15 protein-coding genes are annotated in these 20,097 nt (G+C 67.2%); 1 reads left to right on the plus strand and 14 read right to left on the minus strand.

Features of this window, described 5'->3' with window-relative positions:
• Nucleotides 1-8 precede the first annotated feature (8 nt).
• The 5 genes from WHX56_RS02160 to WHX56_RS02180 all read right to left on the minus strand — a co-directional run bounded on the left by WHX56_RS02160 (nucleotide 9) and on the right by WHX56_RS02180 (nucleotide 7,144).
• Nucleotides 9-1,775, minus strand: a complete 1,767-nt coding sequence (locus WHX56_RS02160) for an ABC transporter permease subunit (RefSeq protein WP_129245931.1) — start codon at nucleotides 1,773-1,775, stop codon at nucleotides 9-11.
• Entirely contained in the window at nucleotides 1,772-2,686 is a 915-nt protein-coding gene (locus tag WHX56_RS02165) for a branched-chain amino acid ABC transporter permease (protein ID WP_129245933.1), read from the minus strand. Before WHX56_RS02165 ends, WHX56_RS02160 begins: the two co-directional genes overlap by 4 nt.
• Nucleotides 2,687-2,776: 90 nt before the next feature.
• On the minus strand, nucleotides 2,777-3,979 hold the full coding sequence (locus WHX56_RS02170; RefSeq protein WP_129245935.1) for an ABC transporter substrate-binding protein: 1,203 nt from the start codon (nucleotides 3,977-3,979) through the stop codon (nucleotides 2,777-2,779).
• A gap of 43 nt (nucleotides 3,980-4,022) precedes the next feature.
• Complete coding sequence (locus tag WHX56_RS02175) at nucleotides 4,023-5,657, minus strand: GMC family oxidoreductase (RefSeq protein WP_338880179.1); 1,635 nt, start codon at nucleotides 5,655-5,657, stop codon at nucleotides 4,023-4,025.
• A gap of 17 nt (nucleotides 5,658-5,674) precedes the next feature.
• A complete protein-coding gene (locus tag WHX56_RS02180) occupies nucleotides 5,675-7,144 on the minus strand; it encodes an NAD-dependent succinate-semialdehyde dehydrogenase (protein WP_338880180.1) in 1,470 nt (489 codons plus the stop codon).
• A gap of 189 nt (nucleotides 7,145-7,333) precedes the next feature.
• Between WHX56_RS02180 and WHX56_RS02185 the strand changes: the two genes are divergently transcribed.
• Nucleotides 7,334-8,224: a LysR substrate-binding domain-containing protein gene (locus WHX56_RS02185; RefSeq protein WP_129245941.1), complete on the plus strand. Its 891-nt coding sequence runs from the start codon at nucleotides 7,334-7,336 to the stop codon at nucleotides 8,222-8,224.
• Nucleotides 8,225-8,251: 27 nt separating this feature from the next.
• On the opposite strand, the gene WHX56_RS02190 is transcribed toward WHX56_RS02185, so the two are convergent.
• The 9 genes from WHX56_RS02190 to WHX56_RS02230 all read right to left on the minus strand — a co-directional run bounded on the left by WHX56_RS02190 (nucleotide 8,252) and on the right by WHX56_RS02230 (nucleotide 20,097).
• Nucleotides 8,252-9,448, minus strand: a complete 1,197-nt coding sequence (locus WHX56_RS02190; protein WP_129245943.1) for an ABC transporter substrate-binding protein — start codon at nucleotides 9,446-9,448, stop codon at nucleotides 8,252-8,254.
• Nucleotides 9,449-9,567: 119 nt separating this feature from the next.
• Nucleotides 9,568-10,797 carry a dihydrolipoamide acetyltransferase family protein gene (locus WHX56_RS02195; protein WP_338880181.1) on the minus strand — a complete coding sequence of 410 codons (1,230 nt, stop codon included), beginning with the start codon at nucleotides 10,795-10,797 and terminating at the stop codon, nucleotides 9,568-9,570.
• Nucleotides 10,798-10,809: 12 nt separating this feature from the next.
• Nucleotides 10,810-11,511: a GntR family transcriptional regulator gene (locus WHX56_RS02200; protein WP_287755903.1), complete on the minus strand. Its 702-nt coding sequence runs from the start codon at nucleotides 11,509-11,511 to the stop codon at nucleotides 10,810-10,812.
• Nucleotides 11,512-11,517: 6 nt separating this feature from the next.
• On the minus strand, nucleotides 11,518-12,240 hold the full coding sequence (locus tag WHX56_RS02205) for an SDR family NAD(P)-dependent oxidoreductase (RefSeq protein WP_338880182.1): 723 nt from the start codon (nucleotides 12,238-12,240) through the stop codon (nucleotides 11,518-11,520).
• Entirely contained in the window at nucleotides 12,224-14,434 is a 2,211-nt protein-coding gene (locus WHX56_RS02210) for an alpha-ketoacid dehydrogenase subunit alpha/beta (RefSeq protein ID WP_338880183.1), read from the minus strand. Before WHX56_RS02210 ends, WHX56_RS02205 begins: the two co-directional genes overlap by 17 nt.
• A gap of 22 nt (nucleotides 14,435-14,456) precedes the next feature.
• Complete coding sequence (locus WHX56_RS02215) at nucleotides 14,457-15,230, minus strand: glucose 1-dehydrogenase (RefSeq protein WP_338880184.1); 774 nt, start codon at nucleotides 15,228-15,230, stop codon at nucleotides 14,457-14,459.
• A gap of 180 nt (nucleotides 15,231-15,410) precedes the next feature.
• Nucleotides 15,411-17,522 (minus strand): TonB-dependent receptor domain-containing protein, encoded by a 2,112-nt coding sequence (locus WHX56_RS02220; RefSeq protein ID WP_338880185.1) that lies wholly within the window; start codon nucleotides 17,520-17,522, stop codon nucleotides 15,411-15,413.
• Between the two features lie 458 nt (nucleotides 17,523-17,980).
• Nucleotides 17,981-19,030 (minus strand): ABC transporter substrate-binding protein, encoded by a 1,050-nt coding sequence (locus tag WHX56_RS02225; protein WP_129243931.1) that lies wholly within the window; start codon nucleotides 19,028-19,030, stop codon nucleotides 17,981-17,983.
• Nucleotides 19,031-19,119: 89 nt separating this feature from the next.
• Entirely contained in the window at nucleotides 19,120-20,097 is a 978-nt protein-coding gene (locus tag WHX56_RS02230; protein ID WP_338880186.1) for a CobW family GTP-binding protein, read from the minus strand.

Raw genomic sequence — 20,097 nt, forward strand, 5'->3', positions numbered from 1 at the left:
GCCGTCTCCTATGCGGGCGCGCCCAGGTAGGCCTCGATGACTTTCGGGTTCTCCTGGATGTGGTTCGGCAAGCCGGAGGCGATCTTCACCCCGTAGTCCAGCACGACGATGTGGTCGGAAATCGCCATGACCAGGTCCATGTGGTGCTCGATCAGCAGGATGGTCAGGCCCATGTCCTTGAGCTTCACGATCAGTTCGGTGAGCTGGTCCGTCTCGGCCGGGTTCAGGCCGGCGGCGGGCTCGTCCAGCAGCAGCAGGTCGGGCATGGCCGCCACCGCGCGGGCGATTTCCAGCCGGCGCTGCAGGCCGTAGGGCAGGCTGTTGGCGGCGTCGTCGGCATAGCGGTCCAGTTCGAAGAACTTCAGGATGCCGAAAGCCTGCCGGCGGATGCGCCGTTCTTCTTCGAGGCTGCCGGGCAGGCCCAGCAGGTTCGAGAAGAAGCTGGACTTCTGCACCCGGTAAAAGCCCACCATCACGTTTTCCAGCGCGCTCAGTCCGTCGAACAGCTTGAGGTTCTGGAACGTGCGGCCGATGCCGGAGGCGGCGATCTCGTTGGGCGACTGGCCCACCAGTTGCCGGCCCTTGAACCGGATGCTGCCGGAGTCCGGCACCACCAATCCCGACAGCAGATTCAACGTGGTGGTCTTGCCGGCGCCGTTGGGGCCGATCAGCGACACGACGGCGCCCTGCTCCAGCGCGAACGACACTTTGTTGGTGGGAACGACCCCGCCGAAGGCCTTGTACAGGTCTTTCACCTCCAGGAATCCGGCCGCGGCGCCGCCGCGCACGGCGGGAGGCGCCGGCTTCCAGTCGTCGGGGCGGGCCTCGGCGGCCAGGGCCGCGCGCTGGCCGCGCCTGGGCAGCACCTTCGCCAGCAACCCCGCCAGCCCTTCCGGCATGGCGTACAGCGCGAACAGCAGGATCAGGCCATAGGCGAAATGCTGCACTTCCGGCCAGCGCGCCAGCATGGCGTCGATCACCGTCAGCACCACCGCGCCCAGGAACGAACCGCCAGGCGTGCGGCCGCCGAACAGCACCAGCACCAGGAAGAACACCGACAGGTTGAAGTTGACGAAGTCGGAGTTGATGTACTGGTTCTGCTGCGCCACGAGGCCGCCGGCGATGCCGCAGGTGATGGCGCTGATGGCGAACGCCAGGATCTTGAAGCGGTAGACGCTGATGCCCACGCTCTCGGCCGCGATTTCCGAAGTGCGCACGGCGGCGAAGCCGCGGCCGAAACGGCCATTGAGCAGCAGGGACGTCATGGCATGCAGCGCCAGCCCGATCGCCACGACCACCACGACCCACTGGCGGCCGTCCAGCGTGGCGCCGTTGAAGGTCAGCCCGGTGATGCCGTAGAAGCCTTCCTGTCCCTTGAACACTTCGGTCCATTCGGACACGATCTTTTCGATCAGCAGGCCGAAGGCGATCGTCACCATGGCCAGGCTGGGGCCCTTTACCTTCAGCGCGGGAATCGCGATCGCGACGCCGAAGACGGCCGACACGACCGCCGCGCAGGCCAGCGCCAGCCACGGGTTTACCTGGTAGTTCACCGTCAGCAGCGCCACCGTGTAGGCGCCCACGCCGAACAGGCCCGCGTGGCCCAGCGACTTCTGGCCGGTCTGTCCGACCAGGATATTGAAGCCGGTCGCGGCGATGTAATAGACCCCGATGTTGAACAGGATCAGCAGATAGAAATCGTTCAGGCCAGAATAGGCGAAGCCCACCACGAGCGCGGCGATGACCAGGGGAATGAGGATTTTGGGGAGCTTCATACTTTCTCCGCGTGCACGCGGCCGAGAATGCCGGCCGGGCGGAAATACAGCACGACGATGATCAGCGCGAACACCGCGATCTCGCGGAGGTTCGAATACCAGAGGCCGATCAGCGATTCCAGCAGCCCGATCAGGAAGCCGCCGAAGATGCAGCCGCGCGGGTTCTCCAGGCCGCCCAGGATGGCGGCCGAGAACGCCTTGAGCGACAGCAGGGTGCCGACGAACACGGAAGCGGTCGCGATCGGCGCCACCATCACGCCGGCGATCGCGGCCAGCGCCGAACTGATCGCGAACACCGCCACCGCCACGGCGTTGGCGTTGATGCCCATCAGGCTGGCGGTGGTCTTGCTGAACGCCACCGCGCGCACGGCCTTGCCCATCTTGGTCTTGTGCAGCGCCCAGTCGAACACGATCATCAGCACCAGTGTGGTCCCGAACACCAGGATCTCCTGGGGCCGCACGCCCGTGCCGAAGACCGTGATGATGCCCTCGCCCAGCGGCGAGGCCAGCGCGATGGGCGCGGGGCCCCAGATCAGCAGCGCCAGGTTCTGGATGATGATGCCGAAGCCGATCGTGCTCATGACCCACGACAGCCCCGCCTCGCCGACGAAGTGGCGGATGGCGGTGATGTAGAGCACGTAGCCCAGCAGGCTCAATATCAGCATCGCGGCCAGCAGGGCGAACAGGAACGTGCCCCACGTGACGTCCTCGGGATTGGGAAACCCGATCAGCTTGCCCTGGGTGACCAGCAGGATGGCGCTGATGCCGATCAGGCCGGCTAGCGCCAGAAATGCGCCCTGCCCGAAGTTGAACGTCTTGGTCGTGGTGTAAGTGATGCTGAACCCGAACGCGACCAGGGCGTAGACGCTGCCCATGGCCAGTCCGCTCAGGATGGCTTGTAGTATTTGCATGCTGGATGCCCCCCTTTTGACGACTCCCCGAAGGCGTCGCGACGCCTTCGGGGAGAGATCCTTCTCGATGCGCGGCGTCTGCCGGCTGACTTACAGCTTCAGATCGTCCGGCGTGATGGCGCGCGTGAATTCATCGTCCACCGACACCACCTTGCCGTCGATCCAGCGCACCAGGCGGAAGTCCTTCACCGACAGCGCTTCGTGGTTGTCCGCCGAGAACGGCTTCTCGTAGTTCTTGATCACGCCCTTGGCCTGCGCCAGGTTCTGCAGCGCGCCCTGCACCGCCTCGCCGTCGGTCGACTTGGCCTGTTCCATGGCGGCGGCGATCAGCTTGACCGAGTCATAGGCCTGCGCGGCCATAACATAGGTCGGCAGGCGGCCGTCGCGCTTCATCAGCGTGTCGTACAGCGCCTTGGATTCCGGCGTGGAATCCTCGGTGATGGACGCGGTGAAGATCATCTTCTTGGCGAGTTCCGGCCCGGCGATGCGCAGGAACGGCGAACTCAGGTTGGCCCAGGAAGCCAGCGTGGTCGGGAAGTAGTTGATCTTTTCCAGGCTGCGCATGACGTGCGCGTTGGAATCCGCCAGCGCGTAGACGATCAGCGTGTCGGCGCCCGAACTCTTGATCTTGTTCAACTGCGAGGACATGTCCGTGTCCTTCGGGCCGAACTTCTCGTTGGCCACGGGCGTGATCTTGTGCAGGCCCAGGATCTCGACCGCGTCCTTGGCGCCCTGCTGCCCATAGCCGGTGGTATCGGCGATGACGGCAATCTTGCCGGTCTTGCTGGCACGGGCGGCGTAGGCGGCCAGCAGCGCGATCTGGTCGCGGTCGCGCATCGACACGCGGAACACGTAGTTCGGCGGCGACTTGGCGTAGCGACCGGTGATGTCGGTGGCGGTGGCCACGGGCGAGATCGTCGGGATCTTCTTCTGCTGCACGATGTGCAGCCAGGCCAGCATGTTGCCGGAGTTCACCCCGCCCAGCATGGCATTGACCTTGACGTTGTCCACCAGCTCGTTGGTGTTCTGGATGGCCTTGGGCGGCGCGCCCACGTCGTCGCGTTCGACGATGACGACCTTCTTGCCCAGCACGCCGCCGGCGGCGTTCAGTTCCTCGGCCGCCTGGCGCGCGCCGGCCAGCGCCGAAATGCCGAAGTCCGCCGAGCCGGTGGCCGACATGTCGCTGTTGAAGCCGATCTTGATGTCGTCGGCCAGCGCGGCGCCGCTGGCGCCCGCAAGCGCCGCCGCCAACAGCAGGGCCTTCATCGTCTTGGGAAAGTGCTTGATACTCACGTTGTCTCCTTCTGGATCACTGGAGTGACCGCTGACTGGTTTTTCAGGATTGCTTGATCAGGTCGGCGGCCTTGTTGCCGATCATCATGGTGGCCGCGCAGATATTGGCCGAAGGCATGGCCGGCATTACCGACGAATCGATGACGCGCAGGTTCTGGATGCCGTGCACGCGCAGTTGGGGGTCGACCACCGCGTACTTGTCCCCGGCCTGCCCCATGCGGGCCGTGCCGTTGACGTGATAGGACGACACGCCATAGCGGCGCGCGAAATCCAGCAGTTCGGAATCGGACTCGCACAGCGGGCCCGGCAGGACCTCGCTGTCGAAGTACGGCGACAGGGCCTGCGAACGCAACAGTTGGCGCGCCAGGCGGATGCCGCGCACCAGGGTCCGCTGGTCGCCCTCGCTTTCCAGGTAATTGGCCAGGATGACGGGATCCTGCAGCGGATCGGCCGAGCCAATGCGCACCTGGCCGCGGCTTTCCGGCCGGTGCTGCCACACGCCCGCGGTCATGCCGGGAAAATCGTCCAGCATGCCCACGTAGCCTTCCTTGTAGCTGGCGGGCGTGAACACGCCTTGCAGGTCGGGCGCCGTCAGTTCGGGGGTGGACTTCCAGAAATAGTGCAGCAGCGACGGACTCAGCGCCATGATGCTGGGCCGCTTCATCAGCCAGCGGCTGATCTGGCCGGCCAGGCTCAGGCCCTTGACCAGTTGGTTCATGGTCTGGCTGTTCTTCACCCGGGCGACGACGCGCACGGAATAATGGTCGCTCAGGTTTTCGCCCACGCCCGGCAGATCGCGCACCACTTCGATGTTGTGCTGGCGCAGGAGGTCGGCGGGCCCCAGGCCGGACAACTGCAGCAGCTTGGGCGTATTGATGGCGCCGCAGGACACGATCACTTCGCGGCGCGCGCGCACGGCGCGGACCTGCGAGGGATGCGCGGGGTGGCAGTACGCCACGCCCACCGCCTTGGCGCCCTCGAACAGAATGCGCGTGGCCTGAGCATAGGTGCGCACTTCCAGGTTCTTGCGGGCCATGGCCGGCTTCAGGAAGCACTTGGCCGTGCTCATGCGCCAGCCGCGGTCGATGGTGCGCTGGAAGTAGCCTACGCCGGCCTGCTCGGCGCCGTTGTAGTCGGGATTGCGGGGGATGCCCTGCTCCACCGCGCCGGCGATGAACGCCTCGCACAGCGGATGGATCCAGTCGATGTCCGTGACGGGCAGTTCGCCCCGGCGGCCGCGGTAGCGGTCGTCGCCGCCCGCGCGGCGCTCCATGGACTTGAAGTACGGCAGCACCTCTTCATAGGACCAGCCGGTGTTGCCCAGCGCCGCCCAGTGGTCGAAGTCCGCCGCCTGGCCGCGGTTGTAGACCAGGCCGTTGATGGAGGTGGAGCCGCCCAGCGTGCGGCCCTGCGGGATGGGCACGCGCCGGCCGTTGGTCTGCGCGGTGCCTTCGCTCGAGAACTGCCAGGCGTACTTCTTGTTGAACACCGCCTTGATGAAGCCCGCCGGGATGTGCAGGAAGGGGCTGTTGTCCGGCGGCCCGGCCTCCAGCACGCAGACCGTGGCGCCGTCGGCGCTCAGGCGGTTGGCCAGGATGGCGCCGGCCGCGCCGGAACCCACGATCACGTAATCGAACGGGTCCGCGTCGCGGACGGAAGGCTGCTGTGCTTGGCTCATGTCGGGGTCCGCAGGCGTCAGGGGATCGCGTTGAACGACTTGCCGGCGAGGCAGACGTACTTGATTTCCAGGAACTCTTCGATGCCGTACTTGGATCCTTCGCGGCCCACGCCCGACTCCTTGATGCCGCCGAACGGCCCGACCTCGTTGGACACGGCGCCGGTATTCACGCCGACGATGCCGTATTCCAGCCCTTCCATCATGCGCCACACCCGCTCCAGGTTGGCGGTGTAGAAATAGGCGGCCAGGCCCGAGGCGCTGTCGTTGGCGCGCGCCAGCACGGCGGCTTCGGACTCGAACGTGCTGATGCCCACGACCGGACCGAAGATCTCTTCGTGCGCCAATTCCATGGCGTCCGTGATGCCGGCAAGCAGCGTAGGCTCGTACAACAGCGTGCCCGGCGCGCGCAGCTTGCCGCCCGCCAGCAGCGCCGCGCCGTTCGCCGTGGCGTCGGCCACCAGGCGCGTCACCTTGTCCACGGCGCGCTGATCGATCAGCGGCCCTTGCGTGACGCCCTCTTCCAGACCGCCGCCCACCTTCATGCGGCGGATCTCCGCCAGCAGCTTCTCATTGAACGCGTCGGCCACCCTGGCGTGGACGTAGACGCGGTTGGCGCAGACGCAGGTCTGCCCGGCGTTGCGGAACTTGGACAGCACCAGCCCCTGCACCGCTTCGTCCAGGTCGGCGTCCTCGAACACGATGAAGGGCGCGTTGCCGCCCAGTTCCAGCGACAGCTTCTTGATGTTGGATGCGCTTTGCTCCATCAGCAGGCGGCCGGTCTGCGTGGAGCCGGTGAACGTCAGCTTGCGCACCGTGGGGTTCTGGGTCAGTTCCGTGCCGATGGGCGCCGGGTCGCCGATGACGACATTGAGCACGCCGGGCGGAATGCCGGCCTGCTCGCCCAGCCAGGCCAGCGCCAGCGCGGTGAACGGGGTCAGTTCGGACGGCTTGAGCACCACCGTGCAGCCGGCCGCCAGCGCCGGGCTGACCTTGCGCGTGACCAGGGCCGACGGGAAGTTCCAGGCGATTATGGCCGCGCACACGCCCACGGGCTGGCGGATGGCCAGCATGCGCTGGTCGCCGCGGGTGTGCGGAAGCACGTCGCCATAGACGCGCTTGGCCTCTTCCGCGAACCATTCCACGAACGACAGCGCGTAGTTCAGTTCTCCGCGCGCCTCGGCCAGCGGCTTGCCCTGCTCCAGGGTCAGCAGCAGCGCCAGGTCGTCGGCATGGGCCTCGATCAGCGCATGCCATTTGCGCAGGATGGCGCCGCGCTCTTTGCCGGTCCTGGCCCGCCAGGCCGGCAGGGCGGCATCGGCAGCCGCGACGGCACGCGCCGTCTCGGCCCGGCCCAGGTTGGGCACCGTGCCCAGCACGCTCGCGTCGAAGGGATTGCGCACCGTGATGGTGGCCCCGCCGTCGGCATCGCACCAGGTGCCGCCAATGTATGCCTGCTGCCGCAGCAACTGGCTATTCTGCAGATTCATTTGTCTCGCGCTCCATCCATCGTGTTTCGCGCCGTCCGCGCCGGGGCGGAGCGAATTTTTTGGGGAGGATAGCCCTGGCGGCAGCCTCCGCAACAGCAGTCATTAGCGATGCCGCCATCGCCGTTCGCGATGACGGGCCGCGCTTGGCTACAATGGGCCGTCTCGTCCGCTTTTTCCGTCCGTCCCGCCATGCGCCTCGATCCCACCTCCCTCAAGCTTTTCATCAGCGTGGTCGAGCAAGGCACCATCGCGGCGGCGGCCGAACACGAGCACATCGCCGCGGCCGCCATCAGCAAGCGCATCAGCGAACTGGAAGAAAACCTCAAGATCCGGCTGCTGATCCGCACCAACAAGGGCATCCGCCCGACACCGGCCGGCATCGCGCTGTCCACCATGGCGCGGCGCGCCCTGCACGAACTGGACGAAATTTCCGTGCACATGCGGGACTATTCGCGCGGCCTGCGCGGCTTCATCCGGGTGCACGCCAACATCTCCGCCATCACCCAGTTCCTGCCCCAGGACATCAAGCTCTTCCTGAACGACTACCCCAACGTCCAGGTGGACCTGGAAGAGAAGATCTCCTCGACCATCATCAAGTCGGTGGCCGAGAACGCCGCGGACGTGGGCATTTTCTCGGGCACCGCGCCCGACCACGACGTGGAGATCTATCCCTACCGCGAGGACACGCTGGCGCTCGTCGTGCCCGCCGGCCATCCCTTGCAGGACAGGCCCGGCTTCCGCTTCGCCGACGCGCTCGAACACGACTTCGTGGGGCTGCACCGCGGCAGCGCCATCAACCGCATCCTGTCCAACGCCGCCAGCGACGAAAAGCGCAACATCCAGCTCAAGGTGCAGGTCACCGGTTTCGACGCGCTGTGCTTCATGGTGAATTCCGGCCTGGGGATCGGCGTGCTGCCCGTGGACATCGCCCGCCGCTACTCGGTCATGTTCGACATCCGCATCATCCCGCTGTCGGAACCCTGGGCCAGGCGCCAGATCCAGATCTGCGTGCGGGCGTTCGACGCGCTGCCCACCGCGGCCAAGCTCTTCGTCAACCACCTGAGCAAGCGCCAGCCCTGACCGCGGGGCCGGCGCCCGCCGGTTTGCCTATTGCTTGAGTTCGTCCGGCTTGATGCCGCGGCTGACCTCGTCGTCCACCGTGACCACCTTGCCGTCGATCCAGCGCACCAGGCGGAAGTCCCGGTACGACAATGCCTCGTGGTTTTCCTTGGAGAAGGCCGGCGCGTAGGACTTGATCACGCCGTCGACCTTGCCCAGTCCGTCCAGCGCCTGCTGCACTTTTTCGCCTTCCGTGGACTGGGCCTGCGTCATGGCGGCCGCCAGGATCTTGACCGAATCGTAGGCGTGCGCCGCGAACACGTAGGTGGGCAGCTTGCCTTCCTTCTTCATGATCGCGTCATAGAGCGCCCGCGACTGCGGCGTGGAGTCTTCCGTGATGGACGCCGTGAAGATCATCTTCTTGGCCAGTTCCGGCCCCGCGATGCGCAGGAACGGAGGGCTGAGGTTGGCCCAAGAGCCCAGCGTGACGGGGAAGTAATTGATCTTCTCCTGGCTGCGCATCAGGTGGCCGTTGGCATCTGCCAGCGCATAGACGATGACGGTGTCCGCCCCGGCGGCCTTGATCTTGTTCAACTGCGACGACATGTCCGTGTCCTTCGGACCGAACTTCTCGTTGGCCACCGGCGTGATGCCGTACAGGCCGAGCACGTGCGCGGCGTCCTTGGCACCCTGCTGCCCGTAGCCGGTGGTGTCGGCGATGATGGCGACCTTCTTGTTCTTCGTGGCGCGGGCCGCGTAGGCGGCCAGCAGCGTGATCTGGTCCAGGTCGCGCATGGACACGCGGAAGATGTAGTTGGCCGGTTCCTTGCTGTAGCGGTTGGTGATCTCGGTGGCGGTGGCGGACGGTGAAATCGTCGGCACCTTCTTCTGCTGCACGATGTGCAGCCAGGCCAGCATGTTGCCGGAGTTCACCCCGCCCAGCATGGCGACGACCTTCTCGTTGTCCACCAGCTCGTTGGCGTTCTGGATGGATTTGGGCGGCGAGCCCACGTCATCGCGCGGCACGATGACCAGTTTTCGCCCCAGGACGCCACCGGCTGCATTGATCTCCTCGGCGGCCTGCCTGGCCCCCGACAGCGCCGACACGCCGAAGTCGGCCGAGCCGCTGGCGGACATGTCGCTGTTGTAGCCGATCTTGATGTCGGCCTGCGCCCACGCGCCCTGGGCCATGGCCGCGAACGCGGCCGCGCAGGCAATGCGGGAAAGCTGCTTCTGCATTTTCATTCCGTTGTCTCCAGACTTTAAGTAATGGTGCTTCGTCTTGCCGCCGCCATCGGTCTGTGCGCCGTTCGCGGTCCACCTAGCCCTGATGCGTGGACGCTGCCTGGACTTCGTCCAGGCTGCTAGAGAATCAGTTCGATGGGATTCTCCAGTAGCTGTTTCACTGCTTTCAGGAACTGCGCGCCCGCCGCGCCGTCCACCACCCGGTGGTCGGCCGACAGGGTCAGGCTCATGACGTGGCCGATGCGGATCTCGTCTCCGTCGACCACCGGCTGCCGGGTCACCGCGCCCGCGGCCAGGATGGCGCTTTGCGGCGGGTTGACGATGGCGGCGAATTCACGCACGCCATACATGCCCAGGTTCGACAGCGTCAGGCTTCCGCCTTCGTATTGTTCGGGGCGCAGCCGGCCGCGCCGCGCCTGCTCGGCCAGTTGCGCGATCTCCGCGGAGATCTCGCGCAGGGACTTCCTGTCGGCGTTGCGCACGATGGGCGTGATCAGGCCGGATTCCAGCGCCACGGCGATGCTCAGGTCCACCTGGCCGAGCTGCGCGATGCCCTCTTCCGTCCATTGCGCATTGATGGCCGGGGTCTGCCTGACCGCGCGCGCCACCGCCATCGCCAGCAGGTCGTTCAGCGAATGGCGCACAGGCTCGGGCGCGGCCTCGCCGCGCGCGTTCAGCGCGGCGCGGGCGGCCATCGCCGCGTCCATGCGGCAGTCCACCGTGAGGTAGAAATGCGGAACCTGCTGCTTGGACTGGACGAGACGGCGCGCGATGGTGGCGCGCATGGGCGTGTGCGGCCGCAGCGCGGCCCCGGCGGGAAGCGGCGCGATGGCGGCGGGTTCCGCCGCCGGCATGGGCGCCGGCGATCCGGCCGCGTTTTCGATATCCACCCTTACGATGCGGCCATTGGGCCCGCTGCCCGCAAGCGCGTGCAGGTCCACCCCCAGCGTGCGCGCCAGGCGCCGCGCGGACGGGCTGGCGAAAAGGCGCTGCGCGGCCAGGCCGGGCTCCGCCCGCGCGCGATCGCTGGCGGCGTGCGCCGCCGGAGCGGCCGCGGGCACGGCTGCCGGCGCGGGCGGCGGGCTGATGGCTTCGGCGGCCGCGCCGCCCTCGGACAGCAGGGTCGCGATGACGTCGCCCACCGGCACCTCGGTGTCGCCGGCCGGCACGTGGATGCGGTGCAGGACCCCGCTGTCCAGGGCTTCGAGTTCAATGACGGCCTTGTCGGTTTCGATTTCGGCCAGGATGTCGCCGGCCTTGACCGCATCGCCCGACTGCTTCAACCACTGCAGGATCTTGCCTTGCGTCGTGCCCGCGCCGATGGCGGGCATCACGACCTCGATATCCATGTCTGACTCGCTTTACGTGTTGTCCAAATTGCCCGTCTTCTCGATGTACAGGGCGGCATCCGAAATGTCCGCCACGACCGCGGCGCGCGCGCCCTCGGCGTCGCGGCGCTCCAGGGCGCCCAGCAGCGCCGCGTGGTGGCTGAACGACTCCCAGCTCTCCGACTTGCGGTCCTTGCTGCCCATGCTCAGCGAAAACAGCGGCGCGATCTGCAGCCAGATGTTCTCGATCATGCCCACCAGCAGCGGCATGCCGGCCGCCTCGTACAGCGTGAAATGCAGGTTGCGGTTGGCCTCGATGGTCTTCAGGGTGTCGATCTTCGGCCGGTGCCCCAGCCTGTCGAACTCGTCGGCGTATTGCCGTATGCGCGCGACCGTCGCGTCCGTCATGATCTTGGCGGCCTCGGCCGCCGCGAAGCCTTCCATGCAGCAGCGGATGCGCACGATCTCCCGGAATTTCGGCAAGCTGGGCTTGGGCACGCGCAGGCCGCGGCTGGGCAGCATTTCCAGCGCGCCTTCGGCGACCAGCTTGTTGACCGCTTCGCGCACCGGCATCGGACTGGTGTTGAGCACGGCCGCCAGGCCGCGCAGGGTCACCTTTTCCCCCGGAGGCACCGCGCCGCTCATCAAGAGCTGGCGGGTCTTCTGGTAGATCTGGTCCGCGACCGTAATGCGTTCCTGCTTGTCGAGCAGGCCTTCCAGGATGCTGTTGTCCATATCGTCTCAATTCATATAGACGCCACCGTTCACATCCAGAGTGGCGCCGCAGATGTAGCTCGCGCCATCGGAACAGAGAAAGGCGATGGGCAAGGCGATTTCGCGCGGCTGCGCCATGCGCCGCAGCGGAATTCTATTCGCATCGAAAGCCTGCCCCTGCGTCATCCCCGTATCGGTCGCGCCGGGCGCGACGCTGTTCACGGTGACGCCGGAATCGGCCGCCCTGCGGGCCAGCCATTTGACCAAGGCATGCGTGCCGCCCTTGGCCGCGACGTAGTGCGGGCTGGCCGCCAGGCCGCCCATGCGCGCCGCCACGGAAGACACCAGGACCATGCGGCCGGCGCCCTGCGCGCTCATCTTCGCCAGCGCGGCGCGCGTCAGGTGCATGAGGCCAAGCAGGTTGATGTCGATGACCTGGTGGAATACATCGTCCCAGCCCGCCTCGTTCCAGTCGTCCCAGGGGCAGTAGCCCGCATTGGCCACCAGCGCGTCCAGGCGGTCGATGCCGGCCACGGCGGCTTCGGCCGCGGCCCGGTCGGCGACGTCGAACGCGATGGCGCGGGCCGGCACGCCGCCGGCGCCCAGTTGCTCGGCCAGGTCCCGCGGCGCCTGCCGGTCCGCCAGCACCAGCGAGGCGCCCTGTTCGCCGCAGACCGCCGCGGTCGCGCGGCCGATGCCGCCGGCCGCGCCGGTGATCAGGATGGTCTTGCCTTCAAGCGCGCGCGGCACGGGCGTCTCCCTTGGGCGTGGCCGACAGCGCGCTGTCGGCCAGCATGTCCTGGATCAGCGCGCGGACGTCGTCTTCGCCCGCCAGGGCGGCGCGCTCCAGCGCCTGCGACACCACGGGCGGCGCCCACCGGCCCGTGACGCGCTTGACCGGCTGGTCCAGGTAGTCGAAGTAGCGGCGCTGGATCTCGTCGGCGATCAACGCCCCCAGGCTCGCGCCCCGCGTGGTCTGCTCCACGATCGCCACGCGGCCCGTCTTCATGACGGAGCGGCCGATGGTGTCGTAGTCGATGTCGCGCTGCGACAGCGTGCGCAGGTCGATCACGTCGGCGCGCACACCCGCCTCGTCCACCAGGCGGCAGCATTCGTCCACCATGGTCAAGGTCGTCAGCAGCGTGATCTGGTCGCCCTCGCGCACGCGCTTGGCGCGGCCGATGGGGATGTAGTAGTCCAGGTCCGTGGGAACCGGCGTCTTGCGCTTGTGCAGTTGCTGCGGCTCGATGACCAGCACCGGGTCCTTGCAGCGCAAGGCCGAGTTCATCAGGCCCACGTAGTCGAAGGCGTTGGACGGCGCCACGATGCGCCATCCGGGAAACAGCGCGAACACGCCCGCCGGATCCATCGAGTGCTGCGAACCATAGCCTTCGGGTCCCGGGATGCGGGTGCGCAGCACCAGCGGCACGCAGGCCGTGCCGTTGAACAGGTGCCGGATCTTGCCCGCCTGGTTCAGCAACTGGTCGCCCGCGACCAGGAAGAAATCGCTGTACATCAGTTCGACCACGGGCTTCAGGCCCGACAGCGCCGCGCCGGTCGCCAGGCCGCAGAAGCCGTTCTCGGTGATGGGCGTATTGATCAGCCTGCCGGCGAACCGGTCGGTCAGGCCGCGGGTCGCGCCCACCGTGCCCCCGCCCATGTTGGCGACGTCCTCGCCGAAGACGTAGATGTCCTCGTCCTCGGCCATGCGCGCGCCCATGGTCCGCGCAATGGCCTCGATGTAGGACAGGGGTTCCATGTCCTCGGCGGCGTAGTCTTCCGCCTCGGCGTAGCGCACTCCGTCGAATTCGGCCATGTCGCTCGCGAGGTGCTCGTCCACGGTGGCGGCAGCGGGCCAGAGTTCGGCGCGGATGCGGGCCGACGATCCGGCGCCTTCGACGCAGGACGCGGCGGCGGCATCCACCGCATCGGTCACGGCGGCGTCGATGGCGGCCAGTTCGGTGGCATCGAGAATGCCGCGCGCCGGCAGCTCCCGCTGCAGGAACAGCCAGGGATCGCGCGCCTTCCAGGCGTTTTCCTCGTCGCGCGTGCGGTAGCCGAATGCGCTGCCCGGGATCGACGAACTCTGGTGGTAGTAGCGGTAGACCTCGGCCAGAATGAAGGCCGGCCGCCCCTCGCGGGCGATGTGGTCGCGCGCCCAGCGCGTGGCCAGCCAGACCGCGAACGGGTTCATGCCGTCCACCTTGACCGCCGCGATGCCGTGGCCCTGCGGCCGTGTCAGCAGTTCGGTTTCGAAGGTGGATTGCTCCACGCTCATGGACACGGCGTATTTGTTGTTCTCGAGGAAGAAGATCATGGGCAGGCCGTACAGGGCCGCCAGGTTCATGGCTTCATGCGTGGCGCCCTGGTGCACGGCGCCGTCGCCGAAGAACGTGACCATGGCCTTGCCCGAGCCGCGCCGCTTCTCCGCGAACGCGTGCCCGCAGGCGATGGGAATGCCGCCGGCCACGATGGCGTTGGTGCCCATGATGCCCAGGTCCGCGCGGCGCAAATGCATGGAGCCGCCGCGCCCGCCGGTCCAGCCGTCCTTCAGCCCCAGGATCTCGTGCATCAGGCCCTGGATCTCCTGCCGCATGCGCAGCGTCAGCCCGGCCGCGGACGGATCCAGGCCGTCGTCGTACAGCGCGTTGACCGCCTTGGCGATGCATTGGTGATGCGCGCGGTGCGTGCCGTTCATCAGGGTATCGACGGGCAGCGCCGCGATGCAGCCCGCTGCCGCGCCTTCCTGCCCGATGCTGGAATGCGCCGGCCCGTGCACCAGGTTCAGCTTGTCCAGTTGCAGGATTTTTTCCTCGAAGCGGCGCGCCACCAGGAACAGCGTCGTCAGCCGCAGCGCCTCGGCGCGCGTCAGCAGCGCCCAATCGCTCTCCTGCACGGCCAGCGTGTGCACCGGCGTTTTCTGTTCGAGTTCCTCGAATTGCATGCTGTCCCCTCGTCAGTGGCGCTCAGATGTGCGCGGTCACGCCGCCGTCCACGACCAGGCTCGCGCCGGTCACGAAGTCGGAAGCGGGGCTGGCCAGGAACAAGGCCGGGCCGACCAGGTCTTCGGGTTCGCCCCAGCGCCCCATGGGCGTGGTGGCCACGACGCGCTCCGCGTGCCCGGGGATGTCCACCCGCGCCTGGCGCGACAGCGCGGTATCGATCCAGCCGGGCTGGATCACGTTCACGGCGATGCCGTCGGCCGCCCAGGCGCAGGCCAGCGACCGCGTCAGTTGCAGGACCCCGCCCTTGCTGGCCGAGTACGCCGCGGTCACGGCGTTGGAGGCCAGCGCCAGGATGGAGCCGATGTTGATGATCTTGCCCTTGCCGCGCGCCCGCATGGAGGCGTGCACGGCCTGGCACATGTTGAAGCTGCCCTTCAGGTTGATATCGACGATGCGGTCCCAGACGTCTTCGGGGTAGAGCTCCGGCCGCATGCGGGTGTTGACCCCGGCGCAGTTCACCAGCACGTCGACCCCGCCGAAATCGGCCAACGCCTCGGCCACCACCGTCTCGCAGGCGGCGCGGTCTTCCACTTGCAGCGCGTAGCTTCCGGTCTTTGCGCCGGATCCGCGCAGCTCGGACGCCAGCGCATCCAGCCTTTCCCCCGCCAGGTCGGCCAGCACCACCGTCGCGCCCGCCCGGGCAAAAGCCCGGCTGAGCGCGGCGCCGATGCCGCCTGCCGCGCCGGTAATCAAAACGACCTTGTCTCGGATATCGAAGTGTTCTTGTTGGACCATGCCGCTTCCGTCGAATGCTATTTTTGATATGTGATCACAAATTGGATTCTATGAACGGGTTCGAAACGCGTCAACCGCGGGGATATCGGGGTCTACCCGTAGAACGGAAAAATGGCGGGACGGTTCCCCCGTCCCGCCATGGCGGAAGCTATCGGGCCGCCGGCGGCGGCCCGCGCGTCTTCAGTACGTCATCCGCACGCCCAGCAGCACGCTGCGTCCCGGCAGCGGCGCGACGGAGGAGATGAACGAAGCGTGGTTGTAGGCCAGCTTGTTCAGCAGGTTGGTGCCGCGCAGGTAGACTTCATAGCCCGTGGCGCCATACTGGCCGCGATAGGCCACCACCGCGTTCACCATGTTGTAGCCGGGCGTGCTGTCCTCGTAGGCGGCGATGTCCTTTTGCGAGAAGACGCGCGCGTACTCGACGCCGCCCGACCACTGCCCCCACTTCACATTGCCCCGCAGGCCGGCGCGGGCCGCCGGGATGCGCGGCAGGTTGCCGTCGCCCCCGGTCAGCTTGCCGCGCACGTAGTCGCCGAACACGGCGGCCGAGAACACCGGCGTGAACTGGTGGCGCAACTCGCCTTCCACGCCCGTGAATTCCGCGTCGCGCTGGGCGTATTCGATCAGGCGGAAGTCCTCGTAGCGGTCCAGCGTGTTGGCATAGATGTAGTTCTTCACCCGGTTGTGGAACACGCTGGCCGAGAACGTCGTGTCGCCGGAATGCTTGCGCAGCGTCAGGTCGATGTTGTGCGAGGTCTCGCGGCCCAGGTCGGGGTTGCCCAGTTCGTAGGTGTTGGTGGCGATGTGCACGCCGTCGGCGTAGAGTTCCTGCGCGGTCGGCAGGCGCTGGGAGCGCGACAGCGACAACGCCACCGAGTACTGCGGCGCGAAGTCCCAGATGGCCGCGGCGGAGAACGAGGTGCCAGACAGGCTGCTGCGCGGCGCGCCGCCCGACGGCGAGATGCGCTGCCAGTCCTGCCGCGCGCCCAGTTCGAAGCGCCAGTCGTTCAACTGGTATTCCTCCAGCACGAACAGGCCGTTGGAGCGCGTCTTGCTGCGCGGCAGGAAGGCTTCCTCGCCGTCGGCGCTGAAATCGCTGTAGGCGTTCTGCAATCCGATCACGCCGCGCCAGCCCGCGATGGGCTTGTGCTGCAATTCCAGGCGCAGGTCATAGCCCTTGTTCTTGAAGCGGGTGCCGACTTCGCCGCCTTCGATCTCGTCGTGCTGGTAGTCGGTCAGGCCGCCGCGCAGGCGGATCTTCTCGAAGCCGGCGAACGGATCCTGGTATTCGGCGCGCAGGTCCAGGCGGTTGCTGCGCAGTTTCACGTAGGGCACGCCGCCATGTTCATGATCGTGGTCGTGGTCCTCGTCTACGTCGCCGTCGTCATGATCGTGGCCGCCGCAGTGCAGGTGCGTGCCATGCGGGTGGCAGCCTTCGTATTCGTGATTGTGCCCGGGCAGGCCGTATTCGCTTTCCAGGTGGGTGAAGGCCAGGCCGACGTAGCCGCGCGGCGTGATCCACGACATGCCGACGGAACCTTGGGAGGATTCGCTGTACGAGCCTTCCAGCTTGCCGCCCGGCCAGTCCGGCACGTCGTAGTCGCTGGTGCGGCGCTTCATGCCTTCCACGCGCACGGCGAATTGCCCTTGGCCCGCCGTGATGCCCACCGCGCCCGAGCGCTCCTTGGTGCCCGTGGCGCCGCGCAGTTCGGCTTCGGCCTCGATGCCCTTCTCCGGCACCGCGGTGGGAACCTTCTTGTCCACCACGTTGACCACGCCGCCGATCGCGCCGCCGCCGTACAGCAGTGTGGCCGGGCCGCGCAGCACTTCGATGCGCTCGGCCAGCAACGGCTCCACCGTCACGGCATGGTCGGGAGAAATGCCGGACGCGTCCATGACCTCGGAACCGTCGGACAGCACCTTCACGCGCGGCGCGGTCTGCCCGCGGATGACCGGACGGCTGGCGCCGGCGCCGAAGGTATCGCTATTGACGCCGGGCAGGTTCTTCAGCGTTTCGCCCAGCGTCCCGGTGCGCTGTTCGATCAGCGCATCGCCTTCCAGTACCGACGCCGGCAGCGTGGTGCTGTTCAGGTCCAGGCCCAGCGGATTGGCCGACACCGTGATGGGCGCCAGCGTCCGGGCGCTGGCGGATTCCGTTTCCGTCTGGGCCTGGACCGCCGGCGCGGCCAGTATCAATGCGCAGGCCAGGGGTTTGAGGCCGCCCTTGCGGCGCGGCCGCCGGCCGCCTCCCGCGCCGATTTCCCGCTCCCGCCCCTGCTTCTTGCCGTTCATTTTTGCCCTCTTCAAATGTTATATCATTACAAACAAGAAGCAAATGATATAACATTTCAGTTGTGGTGCGGGGAAGGGGGCGTAAAAGGCAAGGGTGTCTGACACCCGGGAGGCATCGGGACAGAACGGAGCGCGTCTCGTACGGGTGTCAGACACCTTTCCGCGTTCCGTCTCGCACGAGTGTCGGACACCTTTCGCGAGGTGAAGTGTCTGACACCCTTACGGAATGCCGGTCCGGGTTGAGACGGTCTTGCCGGGTGTCTGACACGGGGTTGTGGGTGTCTGACACCCGGGAAGCATCGGAACAAAACGGAGCGCGTCTCGTACGGGTGTCAGACACCAACAAAACAGAGCGCATCTCGTACGGGTGTCAGACACCTTTCCGCGTTCCGTCTCGTACGAGTGTCGGACACCTTTCCGCGAGGTGAAGTGAGCGTCCGGCACCCAGGCGGCCTCCCTCATCCCGCCTTGAATTCCTTGTTCCAGAATTCGAGGATGTCGGCCTTCTTCTCCGTCAGGCCCTTCAAGTCGTAGGCGTGCAGCAGCTTGACCTCGGCGTCCGAAAAGCCCACCCGCTTCAGCGGTTCGGGCAGCGACGCGTTGGTCACGGTGGGCGCGTAGCCCATTTTTTCGGCGAAAGCGATCTGGCCCTGCGGGTCGAGCATGGCGTTGAGGTATTCCCAGGCCGCGTCCTTGTTGCGGCTGTTCTTGGCCACGGCGGCCTCGAACGCCACCGGCACCGAACCTTCCTTCGGGATGACGAAACCCAGCGGCAGGCCGCTGTCGCGCCATTGCAGCGCGCGCGCCTTCCACATGCACGCGATCGCGATCTCGCCCGACTTGAAGGCGGCGGCCACCGCTTCGTTGGACGGATAGATGCGCGGCGCATTGGGCTTGAGCTTGGCCAGGAAGCGCTTGCCGCCGTCGAAGCTCTTGGTGTCTCCGCCCGCGCCCAGGCCGACGAACACGGCGTTGTACAGGTACAGGATGTCGGAAAAACCCACCTGCCCCTTCCACTTCGGATCCAGCAGGACCTCCAGCGAGTCCGGCGGCGTGGGGAATTTCTCGGTGTTGTAGACCAGCGTCATCGCGCTGAAGATGTGCGGGATGGAATACGGCGTCTTCAGGGCGCCGATCGCATGCGCCAGGTTGGGCAGCTTCTTGGCGTCCACGGGCTCCAGGGTGCCCGACCGCTCGGCGTCGTACATGTCGACCTCGCCCAGCAGCGCCACGTCCATGCTGCCGCGGCGCGAGTTCTTTTCCGCGCGCAGCTTGGTCACGCGGCCCACGGCGTTGCCCGTGTCGTACACCACGTTCACGCCCTGCTTGCCGACGATGGGATTGATGATCTGCTGCAGCAGGTTCTGGTAATCGCCGCCCCAGGTCCCTACGACGATTTCTTTCCCGGCGGCATGCGCCATGCCCGGCATCCAGCCCAGGGCGGGGGCCAGGGCCAGGCCGGATGCCGTCTTGATGAAGCCACGGCGAGTCAGGTTTTTCTCTTGCATAACGACCTCGTATCGAAGGGGAACAGACGACTTACTACGAAGCGGGCGCGCCGCCGGCATTGCCGGTGGCCGCGCCCCTGGCGAAAATTTCAGGCGAGCATCTCCACCGGCGCATCGGGCGCGCACGCGCGGATCTCGTCGGCGTCGATGTCGCGGGCGATGACGATGATGGCGTCGCGCGCATCGGGCTGCTGCGTCAGGCGCTGGGGCGCGCTGAACGTGGTGCCGACCGACTGGATCAGGATGGGTTCGGCGCATTCGCTGACGCGCACCACCGCCTTGACGCGCAGCAGGCGCTCGCCGCAGAAGCCGGCCAGGTTGTCCAGCCACTCCGAGAAATCCGTCCAACTGATACCCGCGCGGGCCCGCGCCGCCATGACGCGGATCCTCGGGTGCGCCGCGGTTCGCCCGCCCGCCGCCAGCATGTGCGCGGCCAGGCCCGCGAGGTCGGCCGCCCCTTGCGCGGGCGCGAACGCCGCCAGCACGGCGCGCCGGCGGTCCGGCTCGGCGATGACCGCGGCCAGGGGATTCAAGGCGGCGGCGCGCGCGGCACGCGCTTCCAACCCGGACGGCGGCAGCAGATCGGTCTTGGTCAGCACGATGCGGTGCGCGGCGCCGAACTGTGCCATCGCCTCGTCCATCTCCGCCAGCGCGTCGGGATCGCGCGCGCAGTCGTCGGTGCAGACCACCGTGAGGCGCAGGCCGCGGCTCGTCAGTTCCGGATCGGCCAGCGACGCGATGACGGGCCCCGGGCGCGACAGGCCGCTGCACTCCAGGACGACGCGCTTGAGCGGTCCGGCGCCTTCCGGCCTGGGCGCGTCCAGCAGCGCGCTCAGCGTATGGATCAGATCGCTGCGCAGGGAGCAGCACACGCAGCCGTTGGCCATCAGAGTCATCGGCACGTTGCCGCTGTCGTTGGCCACGATGGCGCCGTCCACGCCGACCTCTCCGGCTTCGTTCACGATCACGCCGGTATCCGCCGCGGCGGGGTCGCGCAGGTAATCCACCAGCAGCGTGGTCTTGCCGCTACCCAGGAATCCGCAAAGCAGGAAGAGGTCGACCGCCAT

It is taken from the genome of Achromobacter veterisilvae (assembly GCF_037619525.1).
Taxonomy (GTDB): Bacteria; Pseudomonadota; Gammaproteobacteria; order Burkholderiales; family Burkholderiaceae_B; genus Achromobacter; species Achromobacter veterisilvae.

Bases quoted from the DNA above. Each gene is read 5' to 3' on its own strand.
- WHX56_RS02225 (WP_129243931.1), bottom strand. From the start codon at position 19,030: ATGCAAGAGAAAAACCTGACTCGCCGTGGCTTCATCAAGACGGCATCC.
- WHX56_RS02215 (WP_338880184.1), bottom strand. From the start codon at position 15,230: ATGGTCCAACAAGAACACTTCGATATCCGAGACAAGGTCGTTTTGATT.
- WHX56_RS02160 (WP_129245931.1), bottom strand. From the start codon at position 1,775: ATGAAGCTCCCCAAAATCCTCATTCCCCTGGTCATCGCCGCGCTCGTG.
- WHX56_RS02180 (WP_338880180.1), bottom strand. From the start codon at position 7,144: ATGAATCTGCAGAATAGCCAGTTGCTGCGGCAGCAGGCATACATTGGC.
- WHX56_RS02165 (WP_129245933.1), bottom strand. From the start codon at position 2,686: ATGCAAATACTACAAGCCATCCTGAGCGGACTGGCCATGGGCAGCGTC.
- WHX56_RS02185 (WP_129245941.1), top strand. From the start codon at position 7,334: ATGCGCCTCGATCCCACCTCCCTCAAGCTTTTCATCAGCGTGGTCGAG.
- WHX56_RS02230 (WP_338880186.1), bottom strand. From the start codon at position 20,097: ATGGCGGTCGACCTCTTCCTGCTTTGCGGATTCCTGGGTAGCGGCAAG.
- WHX56_RS02210 (WP_338880183.1), bottom strand. From the start codon at position 14,434: ATGCAATTCGAGGAACTCGAACAGAAAACGCCGGTGCACACGCTGGCC.
- WHX56_RS02200 (WP_287755903.1), bottom strand. From the start codon at position 11,511: ATGGACAACAGCATCCTGGAAGGCCTGCTCGACAAGCAGGAACGCATT.
- WHX56_RS02220 (WP_338880185.1), bottom strand. From the start codon at position 17,522: ATGAACGGCAAGAAGCAGGGGCGGGAGCGGGAAATCGGCGCGGGAGGC.
- WHX56_RS02195 (WP_338880181.1), bottom strand. From the start codon at position 10,797: ATGGATATCGAGGTCGTGATGCCCGCCATCGGCGCGGGCACGACGCAA.
- WHX56_RS02190 (WP_129245943.1), bottom strand. From the start codon at position 9,448: ATGAAAATGCAGAAGCAGCTTTCCCGCATTGCCTGCGCGGCCGCGTTC.
- WHX56_RS02175 (WP_338880179.1), bottom strand. From the start codon at position 5,657: ATGAGCCAAGCACAGCAGCCTTCCGTCCGCGACGCGGACCCGTTCGAT.